General features: G+C 68.7%; 12 protein-coding genes and 1 CRISPR repeat array. Of the genes, 7 read left to right on the top strand and 5 right to left on the bottom strand.

Going from position 1 to position 17183, the window contains the following annotated elements; genetic code table 11:
* Positions 1–220: 220 nt before the first annotated feature.
* On the bottom strand, positions 221–964 hold the full coding sequence (gene ppgK, locus PROPJV5_RS06325; RefSeq protein ID WP_119715490.1) for a polyphosphate--glucose phosphotransferase: 744 nt from the start codon (positions 962–964) through the stop codon (positions 221–223).
* Positions 965–1117: 153 nt separating this feature from the next.
* On the opposite strand from ppgK, the gene PROPJV5_RS06320 reads away from it, so the two are divergent.
* Positions 1118–2515 carry a hypothetical protein gene (locus PROPJV5_RS06320; RefSeq protein ID WP_119715489.1) on the top strand — a complete coding sequence of 466 codons (1398 nt, stop codon included), beginning with the start codon at positions 1118–1120 and terminating at the stop codon, positions 2513–2515.
* 6 nt (positions 2516–2521) lie between these two features.
* Here PROPJV5_RS06320 and PROPJV5_RS06315 read toward each other — a convergent pair whose 3' ends face one another.
* Positions 2522–3106, bottom strand: a complete 585-nt coding sequence (locus tag PROPJV5_RS06315) for a hypothetical protein (RefSeq protein ID WP_119715488.1) — start codon at positions 3104–3106, stop codon at positions 2522–2524.
* A gap of 392 nt (positions 3107–3498) precedes the next feature.
* On the opposite strand from PROPJV5_RS06315, the gene PROPJV5_RS06310 reads away from it, so the two are divergent.
* The 5 genes from PROPJV5_RS06310 to PROPJV5_RS06290 all read left to right on the top strand — a co-directional run bounded on the left by PROPJV5_RS06310 (position 3499) and on the right by PROPJV5_RS06290 (position 8614).
* Positions 3499–4410 (top strand): sulfite exporter TauE/SafE family protein, encoded by a 912-nt coding sequence (locus PROPJV5_RS06310; protein ID WP_119715487.1) that lies wholly within the window; start codon positions 3499–3501, stop codon positions 4408–4410.
* A 591-nt stretch (positions 4411–5001) separates the two neighbouring features.
* Positions 5002–5979 (top strand): FecCD family ABC transporter permease, encoded by a 978-nt coding sequence (locus PROPJV5_RS06305; RefSeq protein WP_420812719.1) that lies wholly within the window; start codon positions 5002–5004, stop codon positions 5977–5979.
* Positions 5980–6030: 51 nt separating this feature from the next.
* Positions 6031–7032 (top strand): ABC transporter substrate-binding protein, encoded by a 1002-nt coding sequence (locus PROPJV5_RS06300; RefSeq protein WP_119715485.1) that lies wholly within the window; start codon positions 6031–6033, stop codon positions 7030–7032.
* Complete coding sequence (locus PROPJV5_RS06295) at positions 7029–7829, top strand: ABC transporter ATP-binding protein (RefSeq protein WP_119715484.1); 801 nt, start codon at positions 7029–7031, stop codon at positions 7827–7829. Before PROPJV5_RS06300 ends, PROPJV5_RS06295 begins: the two co-directional genes overlap by 4 nt.
* A complete protein-coding gene (locus PROPJV5_RS06290; RefSeq protein ID WP_119715483.1) occupies positions 7826–8614 on the top strand; it encodes a class I SAM-dependent methyltransferase in 789 nt (262 codons plus the stop codon). The genes PROPJV5_RS06295 and PROPJV5_RS06290 overlap by 4 nt, the downstream gene beginning before the upstream one ends.
* Before the next feature lie 171 nt (positions 8615–8785).
* Here the strand turns inward: PROPJV5_RS06290 and bsh are convergent, their stop codons facing one another.
* Entirely contained in the window at positions 8786–9781 is a 996-nt protein-coding gene (gene bsh / locus PROPJV5_RS06285; RefSeq protein ID WP_119715482.1) for a choloylglycine hydrolase, read from the bottom strand.
* Between the two features lie 278 nt (positions 9782–10059).
* Between bsh and galE the strand changes: the two genes are divergently transcribed.
* Complete coding sequence (galE, locus tag PROPJV5_RS06280; protein WP_119715481.1) at positions 10060–11028, top strand: UDP-glucose 4-epimerase GalE; 969 nt, start codon at positions 10060–10062, stop codon at positions 11026–11028.
* Positions 11029–11480: 452 nt separating this feature from the next.
* Positions 11481–13320: direct repeats of the CRISPR family, unit length 36 nt; unit sequence GCCTCAATGGAGCCCCACCTATTCAGGTGGGGAAAC.
* Positions 13321–13796: 476 nt separating this feature from the next.
* Here galE and PROPJV5_RS06275 read toward each other — a convergent pair.
* The gene (locus tag PROPJV5_RS06275) at positions 13797–14360 is read right to left on the bottom strand and encodes a DUF1707 SHOCT-like domain-containing protein (RefSeq protein ID WP_119715480.1); all 564 of its coding nucleotides are present in this window, start codon (positions 14358–14360) and stop codon (positions 13797–13799) included.
* Positions 14361–14489: 129 nt separating this feature from the next.
* Positions 14490–16988 (bottom strand): glycoside hydrolase family 31 protein, encoded by a 2499-nt coding sequence (locus PROPJV5_RS06270; RefSeq protein ID WP_119715479.1) that lies wholly within the window; start codon positions 16986–16988, stop codon positions 14490–14492.
* Positions 16989–17183 lie beyond the last annotated feature (195 nt).

Below are 17183 nucleotides of genomic sequence, written 5' to 3'. Positions count from 1 at the left end.
GCGATTCTCTGGGTGGTTGGCGGCTGATCGTCGAGTGAGAAACCCTGCGTTTCTCGTGAAAAGACACACGGAAACCGCAGGGCGTCTGTGGCCCGGAGGGGGTCGGCTGGGTGGAGACCTCGTCGTCGGGCTGGCGATCCTGCGTTCTTCGTGAAAAGACGCACGAGAAACGCAGGGTGAGCGCGAAATGTGGGGTCAGCAGGCCCTGCTGGGAACTGGCCTAGTCCTGCGCCGCGGCCAGGGCCGCGCCGATGATGCCGGCCTCGTTGCGCAGCTGGGCCGGCACGATGGGCGTGTGAAGGTCGAGCAGGGGCAGGAAACGGTCGTGCTTCTTGCTCACGCCGCCGCCGACGATGAACAGATCGGGGCACAGCAGGCGCTCCAGCGCCGCGTAGTAGCGCTGCAACGACTTGGCCCACTTCTTGTAGCTGAGGCCCTCGCGCTCGCGGTAGCCGGACGAGGCGCGGGTCTCGGCGTCGTGGCCGTTGACCTCCATGTGGCCGAGTTCGCTGTTGGGGATGAGCACCCCGTTGTAGAACAGGGCCGTGCCGATGCCGGTGCCGAGCGTCGTCATGATGACCAGGCCATCCCTGTCGCGGCCGGCGCCGAAGCGCATCTCGGCGATGCCGGCGGCGTCGGCGTCGTTGAGGAGCCTGACCGGGCGGTGCAGCTGTTCGGCAAGGAAGTCCTGCGCGGCGAACCCCGCCCAGCCCTGGTCGAGATTGGCCATCGAGGGCGTGACGCCGTGGATGACCGGCGCCGGGACGGTGACGCCGATCGGCCCCTCGGTCTGGTCGCCGAAGTGGTCCACGATCTCGCTGATGACCTGCGCACAGGCCTGCGGCGTCGATGGCTGCGGCGTGGGGATGCGCAGGCGGGGGAGCGCGAACTCGCCCTTGTCGAGGTCGGCCGGGGCGCCCTTGATGCCCGAGCCGCCGATGTCGATTCCGAGGGTGTAGGCCATGGGCTCATGCTACGTGGCTCGGACCTGATGGGCTACTCGGCGCCTCCTCCCCGCCCGCAGGGGCGGCCATTGCGGCGGCGCCGGGCGTGGGCGCACACCATCACAGCCGACGGGCTGATTGGATGGGGCGCACACAATCTGGGAGAAACACCAATGTCGCAGCAGCAGGGCGCGTCCGACACCCCCGAACCGGACGCGTCATCGAGCACCGAGCAGCCCGGCCACGCCAGTGGCCCGACGCTGCATCCCGAGGCCTCCCCTCGGCGGGCCAGCACCGACGACCCCGACACCCCGGTACTGCCGGCCCGCCGCGGTCTGGGTGACCGCGCCCGCAGGATCCTGCGGGTCTGGCTCGTCATTTTCGCAGTGGTCTTCGTCCTCGTGGCAGGGCTCGTGACCAACACCCTCCTGGGCGGCCCGGGCACTGCCGAGTACGCCGCCCGGCGGGTCGCCTACTCGCCGCAGAGCTCCGACGGCGACTGGCTCAACACCGGCTACGCCGACGGGTACACCTCGTGGCGCACCGATGCGACGGTGCTGGGCCGCTCCTCGGACTGGACGACGGTCGCAACGCAACGCGGCTCCAACGGCCAGGACGAGAGCAGCGAGGACCTGGTCGGCCTCGACACCGCCACCGGCGCCGAACGCTGGCGGGTCACCGGGCTGAGGTGCATGGGCCGTGCCGCCGTCCTGGCCAGCTCCGTCTACTGCGCGCGGGTGACGGACGACGGGCTCAACCGGCTCGTGGCCGTCGACATAGCGACCGGCGGGCAGCGGGTCGTCCTCGAGGACAGTGAGGAGTTGTCCTTCGTCCAAGCCCAGGGCGAGCGCGACGGAACCCTGGTCATCACCGAGGCGGCCGGCCCCGACAACCAACAGGTGCTCGCCGTCGGCCCCGACGGCGCGGTGGACTGGCGGCTCGACCTGCCCTGGTGGGGCCAGTGCCGCTTCCTCGGCGATCATCTCGGGTGCGTCTCGTATGCCGACGCGCAGATCGCCGTCATCGACCTGGACACCGGCCGGTTCAGCCTGGACCCCACCGAGTACGACCACGCCGGCGACGAACTGTCGGTCGAATGGCTGTGGAACGGCTTCACGACCAACGGCAACGGCGGCGGGCTGTCCCGGCTCGTCTTCGACCTGAACGGCAACCGCCGTGGGGACGTCGACGCGATCAACCTGCCCGGCTACGGTTCGAGCGGGCTGCTCTACTCCCGGGACGACCTGCTCATGAGCAGCCGGTTCACGACCAAGGCCGGTGTCGATGCCTCGGGCGAGGTGGTGGCCATCCGTTTCGGCGGCAGCATCAGGATGCTGCCCTCACGCGAACTCATCGATGCCGACTTCATCGATCTGGTCAGCGCCGATGGGTCGATGGTGCTGGCCCGCACCTACACCCACGGCGGCAGGGCCAGCAGGGACGACAGCTGGACGATCTACTCCAGCGACGGGGCCATGCTGCGCGAGGCGCCACGATTCACGACGGTCGTCGACGGCCTGCTCGTCGAGGAGTCCGGGGCCACGAGCACGGTCCATGCGCCCGGGCGCTGAGGCCGCTCAGTAGACGATCTCGGCCATGATGATCGCCGTCGAGCAGCCGGTCGACAGCGAGAACGCGGTGAGCTGGAAACTGTCGGCGCTGGCCGGCGTGGCACCTGTGACGGGCGTCGCGTTCTTCAGCGGCAGCCGGGTGAAGGTGCAGCCCTCCGGGACGTACTGCTGGAGCTCGGGGGCGAGGGCGGGCAGCGTGCTCAACTCGTGGGGATCGACGCGTTCAGCCAGCGCCTCGACCGAGTCCTGTTCGAGTGTGACTACCGCGTTCATCCAGTACTGGGGGTCGGGGCCGGGGATTTCGCGGGGGCTCTCCCGGCTGGCGATCATCGAGTGGGCCTGCGAGACGTTCAGCTCGGGCAGGAAGCGGGTGACCCGGGTGGGGTCGTCGCTCACCTCGACCTGCTCGTAGGTCTGCTCGGTGAAGGGGGAGTAGTCGTAGGCCGCGCTGCTCGCCGGGGCGGCCGAGCCGCTGCCCGAACGCTGGGGACGAGGCGAGGGGGAGGGCGTGCACGCGGTCGCGCAGAGCACCGCCGCCAGCGACGACAACGCCACTGCCCGGCCCACGCGGGGGTACCTGGTTCCGAGCATGTCCTCCCCTTGGAGTCAGACGATCGGTGGTCGGGATCCGGCCGCCGTGCCATGCCACGCGAACCGGCCCGGTGATGAGTGAACCCTAGCAACGCCACGCGCCCGACGCCCGCCGTCGGGGATGCTCCGCATTGCCCGACCGGGGCCCGGGGCGATACCCTCGTGTCATGCTTCGTCTCGTCGTCCGGCGCCACATCGACCTGGTGCGTGTCGCCGCGATGGCCTGTCGTACTCCTCGCCTCTGACCGCAGCCGTTCCCCTCGCGGCTGCCCGGGCCGGGCGGGCAGCGGGAAGACGACCATGTCGTGGTCCTTCCATCTCCTTCAGCAGCAGTGATTCCGTCCGTGGCCCTTCCACGTACTCCTTCAGGAACTCGGGCAAGGAATCCTCAGATGAAGCAACTCGTTCTTCTCGCCGCGGCCGGTCTCGCCGCCCAGCTGATCGACGGATCACTGGGCATGGGCTACGGCGTCACCTCCACCTCGGTGCTGCTCGCGGGCGGCCTGACACCGGCCACGGCCAGCGCCTCGGTGCACATGGCCGAACTCGGCACCACCGTGGCCTCCGGGGTCTCGCACTGGCGGCTGCGCAACGTCGACTGGTGGCTCGTGCTGCGGCTGGGCGTCCCCGGGGCCGTCGGCGCGTTCCTCGGTGCCACCGTGTTGTCCAGCCTGTCGACTGAGGCGGCCAGACCCGTGATGGCCCTCCTCCTGGTGGGGCTCGGGCTGTTCATCCTGTTCCGCTCCTTCCGGCGTCGCGGCGCCGCCGTCAGCGAGTCCCGCGTCTCCCCGCACGGCCGGCGCTTCCTCGTCCCGCTCGGGCTGCTCGGCGGGTTCGTGGACGCCACCGGCGGTGGCGGCTGGGGGCCGGTCTCGACCACGGCCCTGGTGAGCGCCGGACGCACCTCGCCGCGCACGGTCATCGGCTCGGTGGACACCTCGGAGTTCCTGGTGTCGCTGGCCGCCTCGGCGGGCTTCATCGTCGGCCTGGGCGGCTCCGGAGTGCGACTGACCCATGTCCTGGTGCTGCTCGCCGGCGGCCTGGTCGCCGCTCCGATCGCCGCATGGCTCGTGAGCCGGATCCCGCCGAAGATCATGGGTGCCCTCGTGGGCGGGGCGATCGTCATGACGAACCTGGGGCAGTTGTTCAGCAGCCTGGGGTTGCCCCAGGGGGCCCTCGTCCCCGCGGCCGTCGTGCTGCTCATGGTGTGGGCGATCGCCGTTCTCGTCGTGGCCACCGACCGCAGCGCCGTTGAGCGCAGTGCCGCGCCCGGCGTCCCCCAGGTCGTCGCCGAGCCGGTCTGACCCGGCCCGTGCGCGGCAGGAGCCGTCTTCTGCCGGAGTCGGGGGCTGCGGGCGCCCCGCCGGCCGCGGACCGATGCGCGAAAGACGGGCGGGACGCGGCCAGTCCGTTGTTCTGTTCTGCGCCGCCGCGTCGGTGCGGACACGGCGGCCCGGGTCCCGAACTCGTGGTCCGTGAGCTTCTCACTGGCCCATGACATGGGGTTCTGGCCGGGTCATGTGCGACAGTGAGTCCGTCGGCTCGGTCCATCAATGGTGAGCTCCAGCTGCCGCACCACCGCGGGCAACACGGGCGTCGGCCGTCGGGTCACCGTGTACGGACTGGGCCTGGCCGCTGTCTGCCGTTGCGGAGCCGTGTACAGGGTCATCCTGGATTTGTGCGAATGATTCTTATTTAGCATAGTTGTGCTCCGTGACGAAGGACGGGTAGCGATCCTCGCGTGACCAACGGAAGAAGACATGAGCGCACTCCAGCACCGACGCGGTGCACCAGCCGATAACCCGAGCGGAGCGTCGGAGGCCGTGATACCGACGGCTCGGGCGGCGGCCCGATCGCGGCGCGTCGCGACGGTGCGCCGGATCGTCCTTCTCACTGTGCTTCTCGCCCTCTCACCGGCACTCACCATCGCCATGGGGCCGGCCGCGGTGCCCCTGCACGACGTCTTCGGCGTCATCGCCAGCCACGTGCCCTCCCTGCCCGTCGAGATCACCTGGGACCGGACGACCGACGCCATCGTCTGGCAGACCCGGCTGCCGCGCATCATCGGCGCCATGACCGTCGGCGCGATCCTCGGCGTGTCGGGTGTCGTCATGCAGGCGATCGTCCGCAACCCGCTGGCCGAGCCCTACGTGCTGGGGGTGAGCTCGGGCGCCTCGACCGGTGCGGCACTCGCCATGATCGTGCTCGGCATCTCCTCGGGCACGGGGGTCGGCCTGCTGGCCTTCGCCGGCGCCGCCCTGGCGACTGCGGCCGTGCTCGCCGTGGCGGGCCGGACCCACAGCCCGCTGCACCTGGTGCTCGGCGGCCTGGCCGTCGGCTTCGGTTTCCAGGCGTTGACGAATCTCATCATCTTCTCGGCCGACTCGGCCGAGGCCGGCCAGGCCGTGACCTTCTGGATGCTCGGCTCGATGGCCCGCATCGGCAACGGCGACCTGCCGCGCATGATCGTCACCGCCGTCGTCCTCGTCATCGCCATGGCCGTTCTGGGGCCCGTGCTCGACGCCCTGGCCAGTGGCGACCGCACCGCCCAGTCGGTGGGCATCGAGCCGGGGCGGGTGCGCATCGGCCTGCTCATTCCCGTGTCGGCGGCCGTCGCCATCGCCGTCGCCGGGGCCGGCGGGATCGGTTTCATCGGCCTCATCATCCCCCACCTGATGCGCTCGTTCATCGGGCATTCGCACCGCCTGCTCGTCATCGGCACGGCGCTGGCCGCCGCGCTGTTCTGCGTGTGGACCGACACGGTGGCCCGCATCGTCTTCGCACCGGCCGAACTGCCGCTCGGCGTCATCACGGGGCTCGTCGGGGCCCCCTTCCTCATCGTCATCATCCGCCGGAGCCGGGCCACGTGGTGACCTGCTGGCTCAGCCTCACAAAACCACCGCGAACCAACAAGGAAGGAACTCATGAAGAGACTCGCACCCGCCGTCGCGGCACTGGCCGCGACGATGATGCTCACGGCCTGCGGCTCGTCCGCAGCCGACCGGGCGGCCTCGTCGGCGCGCGAGGCCGCCGGCGCCGCCGGTTTCCCCGCCGAGGTCACCAGTTGCACCGAGACCCTGCACTTCGACTCCGCGCCCGAGCGCGTCGTCATCATCGGCGGGACCAGCGCCTCGATCCTCAAGGACCTCGACCTCATGGACCATGTCGTCGCCCGCGCCGGTGACCCCGGCCTCCAGGACGCCGACCCCGATCTGCAGAGCCGGATCGAGGCCATCCCCGAGATCGAGTCGAGTGGCAACGCCACGGGTGGTCGCGTCGTCTCCACCGAGGCCGTCTTGTCGGTGCGCCCCGACCTGGTCATCGGCTACGACAGCGGCGTCGAACGCGACGCGCTCCGCGAGGCGGGGGTGCCGCTCTACGCCCCGGATGCCTTCTGCGACGAGCTGACCCTGGAACACGCCACCTGGGACAACGTCGAGGACGAGGTCACCAAGACCGCCACGATCTTCGGCGTCTCCGACAAGGTGCCCGCCCTCATGGACGGCGTCCGCGCCCGGCTCGACGACATCGAGCAGACCTCGGCTGCCGGCCAGAGCGCCGCGGCGCTGTACCTCACACCCGGGTCGGACGTCTTCTACGCCTACGGCACGCCCTCCATGGTCCAGCCGATCTTCGAGGCGAACGGGCTGAAGAACACCTACGAGGACACCCAGGAACGCGTCTTCGACGCCTCGATGGAGGACCTGCTCGACCGCAACCCGCAGTGGATCGTCCTCATGGGCGACGCCGGCACGACGACCGAGCAGCTCACCGAGACCCTCATGGGTCTCAACGGGGCCGCCGACCTGCAGGCGGTCAAGGACGGCCACGTGCTCGTCCTGCCCTTCCGGCTGACCGACCCGCCGAACACGTTGTCGGTGCAGGGCGCCGTGCGCCTGTCGCAGCTCATCGGCGAGGCACGGTGATCCAGGCCGAGGACGTCACCATCGACCGGGGCGGCCGGACCATCTGCCACGGGATGAACCTGACCGTGAACCCCGGCCAGGTGGTGGGCGTCGTCGGGCCGAACGGCTCGGGCAAGACCACGTTCCTGCTGTCGCTCAACCGGGCGCTGCGGGTGGCCGGGGGCCGGGTGCTCATCGACGGCGACGACGTCACCGGCCTGTCGCGCCGCGAGATCGCCCGCCGCGTGGCGGTGGTCGCCCAGGAGAACGAGGCGGTGCTCCCGCTGACGGTGCGCGACAGCGTCGCCCTGGGGCGGCTCGCGACCAGCACGATGTTCGACTACGGCAATGACGCGGACGCCGCCCTGGTGGACGAGGCGCTGGGCAGGGTCGAACTCACCGGGCTGGCCGACCGGCTCGTCACGCGCATCTCCGGCGGGGAGCGGCAGCGGGCGATGGTGGCCCGGGCGATCGCCCAGCAGGCCAGCCATCTGCTGCTCGACGAGCCGACGAACCATCTGGACCTGCGCCATCAGTTCGCCCTGCTGGAGCTCGTGCGTGAGCTCGACTGCACGACGGTGATCGTGTTGCACGACCTCAACATGGCGGCGCGCTTCTGCGACGAGGTGATGCTGCTGGCCGACGGACACGTGGTGGCCTCGGGCGAGCCGGCCGACGTGCTGACCCCCGAACGGATCGCTCCCGTCTACCGGATGCGCGTGGACCGCGTCGAGCACCGGGGCAGGCCCTATCTGCTCTTCGACTCCGAGCCCCGGGACGCGGCCGGGGAAACACCCGACGAGGAAGGAAACAGATGACCCCGAACGAACTACTCGAGGCCTGGCACCGGCAACAGACCGCCTTCATCGAGTTCCGCGAGCTGCGCACCCGCATGATCACGGACGCCCTCGTTCGGCTGCGCGAGGAGAGGGCGCGTCCGCTGCGGCTGCTCGATCTGGGCGGCGGCCCGGCCAGCCTGGCGTCCGCTGCCCTGGCCGTGCTGCCCGATGGCGAGGCCGTGGCCGTCGACTGCGACCCGGTACTGCTGCGCCTGGCACGCGAGACGAACCGGTACGGCGACCGGCTGCGGATCATCGAGGCGGACCTCACCGCACCCGACCTGCCCGACCGCCTCCCCGCCGGACCGTACGACGCCGCCTTCAGCGCGACCGCCCTGCACTGGCTGGACCCGGACGACCTGGTGGCGCTTTACCAGCGCCTGCCGCACCTGCTGGGGCCCGGCGCGCTGTTCATGAACGCCGACCACCTGTTTTACGACGCGCAGCACACGCCCTGGCTGGCGGCATACGCCCCGGCGGCGAGGGCGGCGTTCCAGCAGGACGCGGTGGCCGATGGCGGTGTGATGGGCTGGGACGAGTGGTGGGCGGCCGCCACCGGCATGCCCGGCTGGGAGCAGGAGGCCGCTGAACGCGAGAGGGTCTGGGCCGACGACCACCCCACGGTGAAGGTGAGCCTGGATTTCCATGTGGCCGCCCTGCGCGCCGCCGGGTTCACCGAGACCGGCCAGCTCTACCAGCTGCTGGACGACCGGGTCGTCTTCGCCCGCCTGCCGGAACCGGGATGCGGCGGTGGCACCGGGTAGGCTCCAGGCAGAGGGGAGCGCCACAGATCGCTCGACGTGGACGACGTGCCCCTCCTGTCCCGGCGCCAGGGGCCACCGCCGGTGGCGCCGCCTGCTGGACCCAGGTCGCAGGCCCCGGACAAGGCCCGGGTCATTGGCGATTCGTCGTGTGTTCTGGTGGAGTCACCCCCATCAGAACACACGACGAATGGTCGCCGAGATCGCCCCGGGCTGCGGGTCGAGCTCCAGCAGGCGCCCCGGGTCGGCGTCGGCGTGGTCGCCCAGACGGACGCGGCGCAGGGCCGGTTCGTCGTAGGTCGAGTAGTAGTAGGTGCCGGTGCTGGCCGAGAAGCAGCTGGTGTACAGGGTGCGTTCGTAGGCGCCGTTCGCCATGAGCGCCGCGCCGTCGACCATGGACACGTTCCCCAGGGTGTGGAACAGGCGGGCCACGTTCTCGGCCTCGGTGTCCTTGGTCGGGTAGTGGGCGTTGAGGAAGGCCGCCTTGACGAAGCGTGACGGCGAGTAGTAGTCGCCCGGGATGCCCCGCATCCCAGCCCCCGAGCCGTAGGGGGCGAGCTCGGCGTCCCGCCAGTGGGCGGGCTCGGGCAGGCCGCCCGTCGCCGTGATGTAGCTGCGCAGGTTCTCCAGGTGCCAGTCGAAGGCCGGCTGGTTCGCCAGCGTGTCGACGGTGTCATGGTGGACGTGCATGCCGTCCGCCATGTACTCCACGACGATGCTGCGTTGCCCGTCGCCGATGATCCAGTGCAGCAGGGACACGTCCAGGTTCTCGCTCACGGGCCTGCCCACGATGGCGGTGTCGGCGAGGGCGGCCTCGACCTCGTCCACGGTGGAGAACGTCGAGGCGACCCACAGCGGGAACTCGTAGGCGGCCACATTGGTCCGGCCCTCGACGGGGGCGTCCTCGTACTGGGCGTAGCCGGGGAAGTTCAGCCCGGCGACGGCCAGGCCCGCGTCGTTGCCGCAGTCGAAGTACAGCGGGTGATTCTCGTAGACGATGCCCATGCCGATCACCGCGTGGCCGGCCGGGGCGTCGGCCATGAACGCCCAATCGGACGGGAAGCCCTTCGGCACGATGACGACATGCTCACCGTACGAGGTGCTCCAGTCCAGGTTGCGCCCGAAGTACATGTTCCCGTCACTGTCCGTGAACCTGATTCCCGTGCACATGAGGACTCCTTGCGTCCGTGAACAGCCTCGCCGCTGTTCTGTTGTTCGGGAACATTAGCCCGCAGCAAGGGCGCGGTCGTGGCATTCGCGCCTGCCAGGCCCATTCCAGAGGCGTTTCACAGGATGCCGCGAGTGAATTCACATGTCGCGGACATGCCGGGGATGGATTGGTCAGTGAGAAGCACATGGGTGCGTCACTGCCGGCGGAGGGCAGACACTCGGTAGGCTCGGCCGAGGGCGAAGCGTCGGCCCGTCCGACAGGCGCGCAAGGAGGATTCATGAGCTGGTTGGTCACTGGCGGGGCAGGGTACATCGGCTCGCACATCGTGCGGGCCTTCCAGCAGGCAGGTATCGAGCCGGTCGTCATCGACGACCTGTCGAGCGGTTTCGCCGACTTCGTACCCCGCGAGGTGCCCTTCGTACAGGGCAGCATCCTCGACACAGCTCTCGTGCGCCGCGCGCTCACCGAGCACTCCTGCCAGGGCGTCGTCCACCTGGCCGGCTTCAAGTACGCGGGCGTGTCCGTCTCACGCCCGCTGCACACCTACACGCAGAACGTCACCGGCACCGTCTCGCTGCTGCGGGCCATGCGCGAGGCCGGCGTCCACCGCTACGTGTTCAGCTCGTCCGCCTCGGTCTACGGCACGCCCGAGACCGACCCGGTCACCGAGGACACCCCGCTGCACCCCGAGTCGCCCTACGGCGAGACCAAACTCATCGGCGAATGGCTCAACAGGGACATGGCCGCCGTCGACGAGGCCTGGCAGTCGGTGAACCTGCGCTACTTCAACGTGGTCGGCTCCGGCACGGACGAGCTGTACGACGCCAGCCCGCACAACCTGTTCCCGATCGTCTTCGACATGCTCCTCGAGGGCCGGACGCCGCGCATCAACGGCGACGACTACCCGACGCCCGACGGCACCTGCGTGCGCGACTACATCCACGTCGCCGACCTGGCCCGCTCGCACGTGGCGGCGGCCGAGGCCATGATGGCCGGCCGCCCCCTGGAGCCCTCCTACAACCTGGGCTCGGGCAATGGTTCGTCGGTGCGTGAGATCATGGCGGCCATCGCCCGCGTCACCGGCATCGACTTCACCCCCGAGATCGCGCCCCGGCGTCCCGGCGACCCGGCCCGCATCGTCGCCCGCGGCGAGCTCGCGGCCCGCGACATCGACTGGAAGATGCGCAACAGCCTCGACGACATGGTCGCCTCGGCCTGGTCGGCCCGCAAGGCCCACCAGGGCTGACTCGAACCAGAAGAGGGGCCGCGGAACGATCGTTCCGCGGCCCCTCTTCTTCATCCTTGGCCTCCGAGTCCTGGCGCGAGTGCTCGCCCCGGGGCCGGGCGGTACGGTGCGGGCGATCTGGCGGCCAGGGACAAGGTTTCAATGCGGCCAGTTCGTTCTGGTGAGTGGCTCCTCGCTCTCACCGCGCGACCGAACCTGGCATTGAGGCTTTCGATTCGGGTTCGAGAGGGCAGAGAACCTTACGGCTCCCCGAGGTTCGGTGGTCCAGGAACAGGGCTCTGCTGACCCCAGGCGCCGCGCCAGAGCCGGACGATCGCGAGGCAGGTCTGCCCCACTTGGCGGTGAACTCCTCACACGCCTGCCCGGCATCGGTGGCATCGGCAGCCCCGTAGACCGGTTTCAGGTTCTTCACGATCTGGGGTCTGAATCGCCCTGGAGACGATCAAAGAATCGCCTCAATGGAGCCCCACCTATTCAGGTGGGGAAACCGATCCTGGCCGCCATGCCCGAAACCCAGCGAGACCAGCCTCAATGGAGCCCCACCTATTCAGATGGGGAAACTCGGTGTCGGTAAGTCGTCAGTGTCACGAGCCCTGGCGCCTCAATGGAGCCCCACCTATTCAGGTGGGGAAACGGCCGCCGAGATCGCCGGGTTGATCGCCTCCATCTCGCCTCAATGGAGCCCCACCTATTCAGGTGGGGAAACGCCGAGCTGGGGGGCGACCTCGTACCGGCTGGCGCCGCCTCAATGGAGCCCCACCTATTCAGGTGGGGAAACCCGGCCCACGCCGAACCCGTCACCACCATTGCCGCGCCTCAATGGAGCCCCACCTATTCAGGTGGGGAAACGAAGGGTCACTGGGTGACGAGATCGGGGTTCCTCACGCCTCAATGGAGCCCCACCTATTCAGGTGGGGAAACTCGTACTGGGCGAGCATCTCCTTGTCCAGCTCGGCGCCTCAATGGAGCCCCACCTATTCAGGTGGGGAAACGCCCGCTCGCGGGTCTGTTCGTCCACCAGGTCGAGCGGCCTCAATGGAGCCCCACCTATTCAGGTGGGGAAACACGAGTTCAGTTTCATATCCCTTAGCTATGATGACCGCCTCAATGGAGCCCCACCTATTCAGGTGGGGAAACGGGCACAGCACTCCGGTGAGGTACCGGAGTACATGAGAGCCTCAATGGAGCCCCACCTATTCAGGTGGGGAAACACTGCTCGACAACGGCCGTGTCGTACACATCGTCCTGCCTCAATGGAGCCCCACCTATTCAGGTGGGGAAACACCCCGAGGTCTACATCATCACCGCCGGCGAAACCCTGCCTCAATGGAGCCCCACCTATTCAGGTGGGGAAACGAGGCCCTGCGTGGCCTCGCAGACCACTACGGCAAGCCTCAATGGAGCCCCACCTATTCAGGTGGGGAAACTGGGCCGTGGCAGAGACGTTGAGGACTTGAGTCGCAAGCCTCAATGGAGCCCCACCTATTCAGGTGGGGAAACCCCTCGCACAGGGCGAGGGCAGTTTCCTCATGGCGGTGCCTCAATGGAGCCCCACCTATTCAGGTGGGGAAACAGGCCGGCAACGCCGTCGCCGTCAACGTCGCCCACTGGCCTCAATGGAGCCCCACCTATTCAGGTGGGGAAACGGCACACCAGATCAAGATGTTCGGCAAGTCCAACAGCCTCAATGGAGCCCCACCTATTCAGGTGGGGAAACCATGTGCTCATGTGCAACGTCAACGAGTTTCAGAAGCCTCAATGGAGCCCCACCTATTCAGGTGGGGAAACTTTTCTTGTCTTGCGTGACCACCATGCCTCGCACCGTGCCTCAATGGAGCCCCACCTATTCAGGTGGGGAAACCTGGCGTGGTGGCAGCAACCCTCAATGCAGTCCACGAGCCTCAATGGAGCCCCACCTATTCAGGTGGGGAAACGGCACTCAGTTAAAGAGCATGCTGCTCAAGCTGATGCCTCAATGGAGCCCCACCTATTCAGGTGGGGAAACTCATCGTCATCACTCCCATACGGCCATGTCATAGGGCCTCAATGGAGCCCCACCTATTCAGGTGGGGAAACTTCGGTGAATGACATTCGGGCGTGCACACTGTCAAGGCCTCAATGGAGCCCCACCTATTCAGGTGGGGAAACAGGCGACTATGAGAATGCCATCGCGGGGATCAACGCGCCTCAATGGAGCCCCACCTATTCAGGTGGGGAAACGAAACCATCGAGCAATTTAACTGGGGCGTCCGGAACGCCTCAATGGAGCCCCACCTATTCAGGTGGGGAAACGTCTGTCAGATTTTGTGGGGGCTGACAAGCGGCGATACCTCGTGTTGCGAGCGCTCCCTCGCTCTTGCCGGAATCGTAGGGCGTCCCTATGGTCTTGTCAACACGAACATGGCTCTGACAAGGGTGCGAGCGCTCACGCGGGGCGGTGGCGGGACACCGGCTCTCGCACTGGCCCCACGTCGACATCATCCTACATCGAAATGGCTTCTCGATGCGCCTCATGCCCGTCACACTCTCCTGAGTCGGGTCAACGGCAACCACTGGTCCTCTTCCCGTCGAAGGAAGCCAGCCCTCGGCGAGCGCCATCTCTGGTGCCATGCATTGAACATTTCAATGGTTTCGCCGGGGCGGCGGGGAATATCGAGACGGTGGCGGGCGGCAACCGTCCATCCGCGGGCATCGCTGATGTCATCGCCATCTCACCTGGGAGTGTTCCAGCGGTTCGCGGGTTCGTGTGGGAGTCTCAGCGCTCTGATCTAAGAGGGGCGCACCCGCACCTTCACGTCGCCCATGATGCTCGAACCCTTGACGATGATCGTGGGGGCGCCTTGAGCCGGCTGAAGCATCCCCTTGATCTTGAAGTCGCTCATGATGTGGGTGCACTCGTCGATGACGGTGAGCCCCGCCGGCACGTACAACTTCACGTCGCCCATGATGATGCTCACATCGAGTTCCACGACGGGGTGGGTGAAGACGGCCTCGGTCATGTCGATCTTGGCGTCGCCCATGAGGACCGAGACGTGCAGTGTCTCGGGCACCATCCAGGCCCCCGCGCGGCGGGTGCTGCCCAACGTCGCGCGGACCGCCCCCGAGCCCCTGGGCGCGGGCAGTGCGGCCTGGGGGATGCGTGCCGGTGTGAGGTCCTCGACCAGGGCGAGCAGGTCGCCCACCGTCCTGGCCGTCAGGGCCCGGTCGGAGCGGTCGGAGTGCTCCGCCAGGTCGAGGCGTCCCTCGGCGTGTGCCCTGGTCAGCATCTCGACGACGGCACCGCGATCCGCGTCGCCGACGCGCAGCGCATTGACCGATCCGGGCTCACTCACGCCTCAAAGCCTAGCCGTGCCGGCGCCGCCCGCCCACGGTGTCCGCTGTCTTCCGGGCCGGCAGATGACCCTGGCGGGGCCGAGGCGCCGCGTGTCCGCCATCATTCACGGGGCCGAAGCCCCGGTGCGTCAGTCGACGACGATCTCTCGGTCGTCGCCGGGCCGCAGCACGAACTCGACCTGCCCCCAGGCCGGGGCGAACCGGCCAGCGCGCTCGGTGTGGACGCGCACCTGCGTCTCGTCGGCGTCGACGCTCCAGCGCAGCCACAGCCCGTCGCCGTCCAGGTAGGCGTCGCTGACGCCGTCGTCCTCGAACAGGAAGCCCTGGGCGTCGGTGACGCGCTCGGGCAGGTAGAGGACGACCCGCCGACCGGTGGCCTCCAGCGAGGTCGTCGTGACGATGTCGGCGTCATCGGGAAGCTCGGCCAGCGGGATGCCCGCGCCGGCGCGCACGAACAGCGGCAGCCGCTCCAGCGGCGCGTCGACGGTGACCGTCTGCCCGCCGTCGTGGTGGACGCCGGTGTCGAACTCGAACCAGCCGCCCGGCACGCCGGGCAGCCGCACGGTGCGGGTCGTGGCGCCCTCCTCGACGACACTGGCCACGAGCAGGTCACGGCCCAGCAGGAAGTCGTCGTTCTCGACGAACAGGGACTCGTCGGACTCGTCCGCGTAGAAGGTCGGGGCGATGATCGGTTCGCGGCGCTGCGATCCCAGGTAGAGGGCCGTGTACAGGTACGGCATGAGGCGGTAGCGCAGCTCGATGGCGTCCCGGATCAGGTCGGTGACCTCCGGGTACATCCACGGCTCGTTGACCGAGCCGTCGTCGTGCCAGGAGTGGATCGTGAAACGCGGGTGCATGACGCCGTTCTGCACCCACCGGACGAACAGCTCCGGCGAGGGTCGGGCGGCGCCGGAGAACCCGCCGACGTCGTGGCCGACGTTGAACACGCCGCTCATCGACATGCCGGTGCCCATGCGGGTGTTGTACTTCAGGGTCTTCCAGCTGGTGTAGTTGTCGCCGCTCCACGTCTGGACGTAGCGCTGCATGCCGAGCATGCCCGAACGCGAGATGAGGTAGGGGCGCTCGGTCGGCGCGAACTCGCGCTGGGCCTCGGCGGAGGCGCGCATCATGAGCAGGGACTGGACGGGGCGGATGAGAGCCAGCGGCGCCTTCGAGCCGAAACCCTCGCACACCGCGCGGTCGTCCCAGACCTCGTACTCGTTGTTGTCGTTCCAGGTGGAGCCGATGCCCATCTCGAGCAGCTTGGTGCGGACGTTCTCCTTCCACCAGTCCCGCCCGGCCGGCGAGGTGAAGTCGACGTGCGCGCCGCGGTCGCCCCAGAACAGGCTCAGCTCGGGTTCGCCGGTCTCGGCATCGGTGACGAAGACACCCCGGGCCGCGGCCTCGTCGAACAGCGGATGGTCGACGAGCAGGGCCGGTTTGATGTTGGCCGCCAGGTGGAGCCCCTTGTCGGCGTACGCCTGCGCGGTGGCCCGCGGGTCGGGGAACTTGTCCCGGTTCCAGTTGAAGACGTAGCGCTTCGGGCCGATGCTCGTGTAGCCGCTGGACATCTGGAAGGAGTCGCAGGGGATCCGGTGCTCGCCCAGCAGGTCGAGGAACTCCAGCAGCTTCCCGGCGGCGTCCGGGGCGTCGGTGTAGTGCATCGTCGAGCCGGAGTAGCCCAGCGCCCAGCGCGGCAGGAAGGCGTTGTCGCCGGTCAGGCGCACGACGGCCCTGGTCAGGTCGGCGAGCCGCCGCCCGACCATGACGTAGTAGTCGATGTCACCGCCCTCGGCCGTCCAGCTGATGAAGGGGCGGTGGTAGTTGTCCTTGACCCGTCCCATGTCGAGCACGGCGGCCGTCTGGTTGTCGTAGAGGATGCCGGCGGCCCCGGCCCCGGCGCGGCGGGTCATGATGAACGGCACGTGCTTGTACAGCGGGTCGGTCTCGACGGCGTCGTAGCCCATCGCGTCCAGGCAGCGCATGTCGTAGCTGGACCCGGTGCGCTCCAGGTCGCCGCCCTTCTCGCCGAGCCCGTAGTAGCGGTCCTCGGGTTCGCGCATGATGTAGTGCGCGACCCGCCCGGTCCGCGGGTTGATCTCGTAGCCGCCGGTGCGCCGGTCCTCGGTGATGGTCGTCCACCCGTCGTCGACGCGCACCTGCCAGCAGATGCGCAACGGGATGTCCTGGACGACGGCCCGCAGGTCGCCGCTGGCGACGATGATGCGGTGCTGGCCGGGGCGCGGGCGGTCGAAGATCGCCATCTCGTCGGTGGCGTTGCGGCCCATGCCCGTGACGGCCGGGCCGTCGGCCTCCAGGTCGACCTCCTCGACGGTGACCGCCGGGCAGGTGAAGCCGCTCAGATCCGAACGGTTCCGGCCCGACCATGGCACGTCCTCGGCCGGGGTCAGCAGGTGCTCGGGGTCCAGGCCGGTGTCCTCGTCGACGGGTCGGCCCGGGGTGATCAGCCAGGTGCCGGTGACGGCGGGGGCGTCGGCCGGCAGGACGCGTACGCGTGCCAGGGTGTTCTCGAGGATGTCGAGGTGCAGCGTGAAGCCACCGGCGATCTCCGCGCGCAGGCCGGTCGGGGTCTGGGTGAAGCCGGCGATCTGGTCGAGTGTTCTCATGCTCGGTGGATTCTCCTCGTCGAGGTCGTACGCTCACGCGCCGGCGGCCTCACCGGGCGGGACGCTGTTGTCCCGCCGAAGCAGCCCGGCGGAATGGTTCTTCATACTCTGTAGGCAACGAGCATTGTCATGCCCCGCATTGCCGCCTGTTGCCAGACTCTTGTCCTGGGTTGCCGGTCCGGGGAGTGGGCGGGC

Origin of the sequence: Propionibacterium ruminifibrarum (genome assembly GCF_900289195.1) — a bacterium.
Classification (GTDB): Bacteria; Actinomycetota; Actinomycetes; order Propionibacteriales; family Propionibacteriaceae; genus Propionibacterium; species Propionibacterium ruminifibrarum.
This window is presented reverse-complemented; position numbering and strand designations above follow the sequence as displayed.

Excerpts from the sequence above, each read along its gene's own strand:
- ppgK (WP_119715490.1), bottom strand. The coding sequence starts at position 964 with ATGGCCTACACCCTCGGAATCGACATCGGCGGCTCGGGCATCAAGGGC.
- PROPJV5_RS06320 (WP_119715489.1), top strand. The coding sequence starts at position 1,118 with ATGTCGCAGCAGCAGGGCGCGTCCGACACCCCCGAACCGGACGCGTCA.
- PROPJV5_RS06315 (WP_119715488.1), bottom strand. The coding sequence starts at position 3,106 with ATGCTCGGAACCAGGTACCCCCGCGTGGGCCGGGCAGTGGCGTTGTCG.
- PROPJV5_RS06310 (WP_119715487.1), top strand. The coding sequence starts at position 3,499 with ATGAAGCAACTCGTTCTTCTCGCCGCGGCCGGTCTCGCCGCCCAGCTG.
- PROPJV5_RS06300 (WP_119715485.1), top strand. The coding sequence starts at position 6,031 with ATGAAGAGACTCGCACCCGCCGTCGCGGCACTGGCCGCGACGATGATG.
- PROPJV5_RS06290 (WP_119715483.1), top strand. The coding sequence starts at position 7,826 with ATGACCCCGAACGAACTACTCGAGGCCTGGCACCGGCAACAGACCGCC.
- bsh (WP_119715482.1), bottom strand. The coding sequence starts at position 9,781 with ATGTGCACGGGAATCAGGTTCACGGACAGTGACGGGAACATGTACTTC.
- galE (WP_119715481.1), top strand. The coding sequence starts at position 10,060 with ATGAGCTGGTTGGTCACTGGCGGGGCAGGGTACATCGGCTCGCACATC.
- PROPJV5_RS06270 (WP_119715479.1), bottom strand. The coding sequence starts at position 16,988 with ATGAGAACACTCGACCAGATCGCCGGCTTCACCCAGACCCCGACCGGC.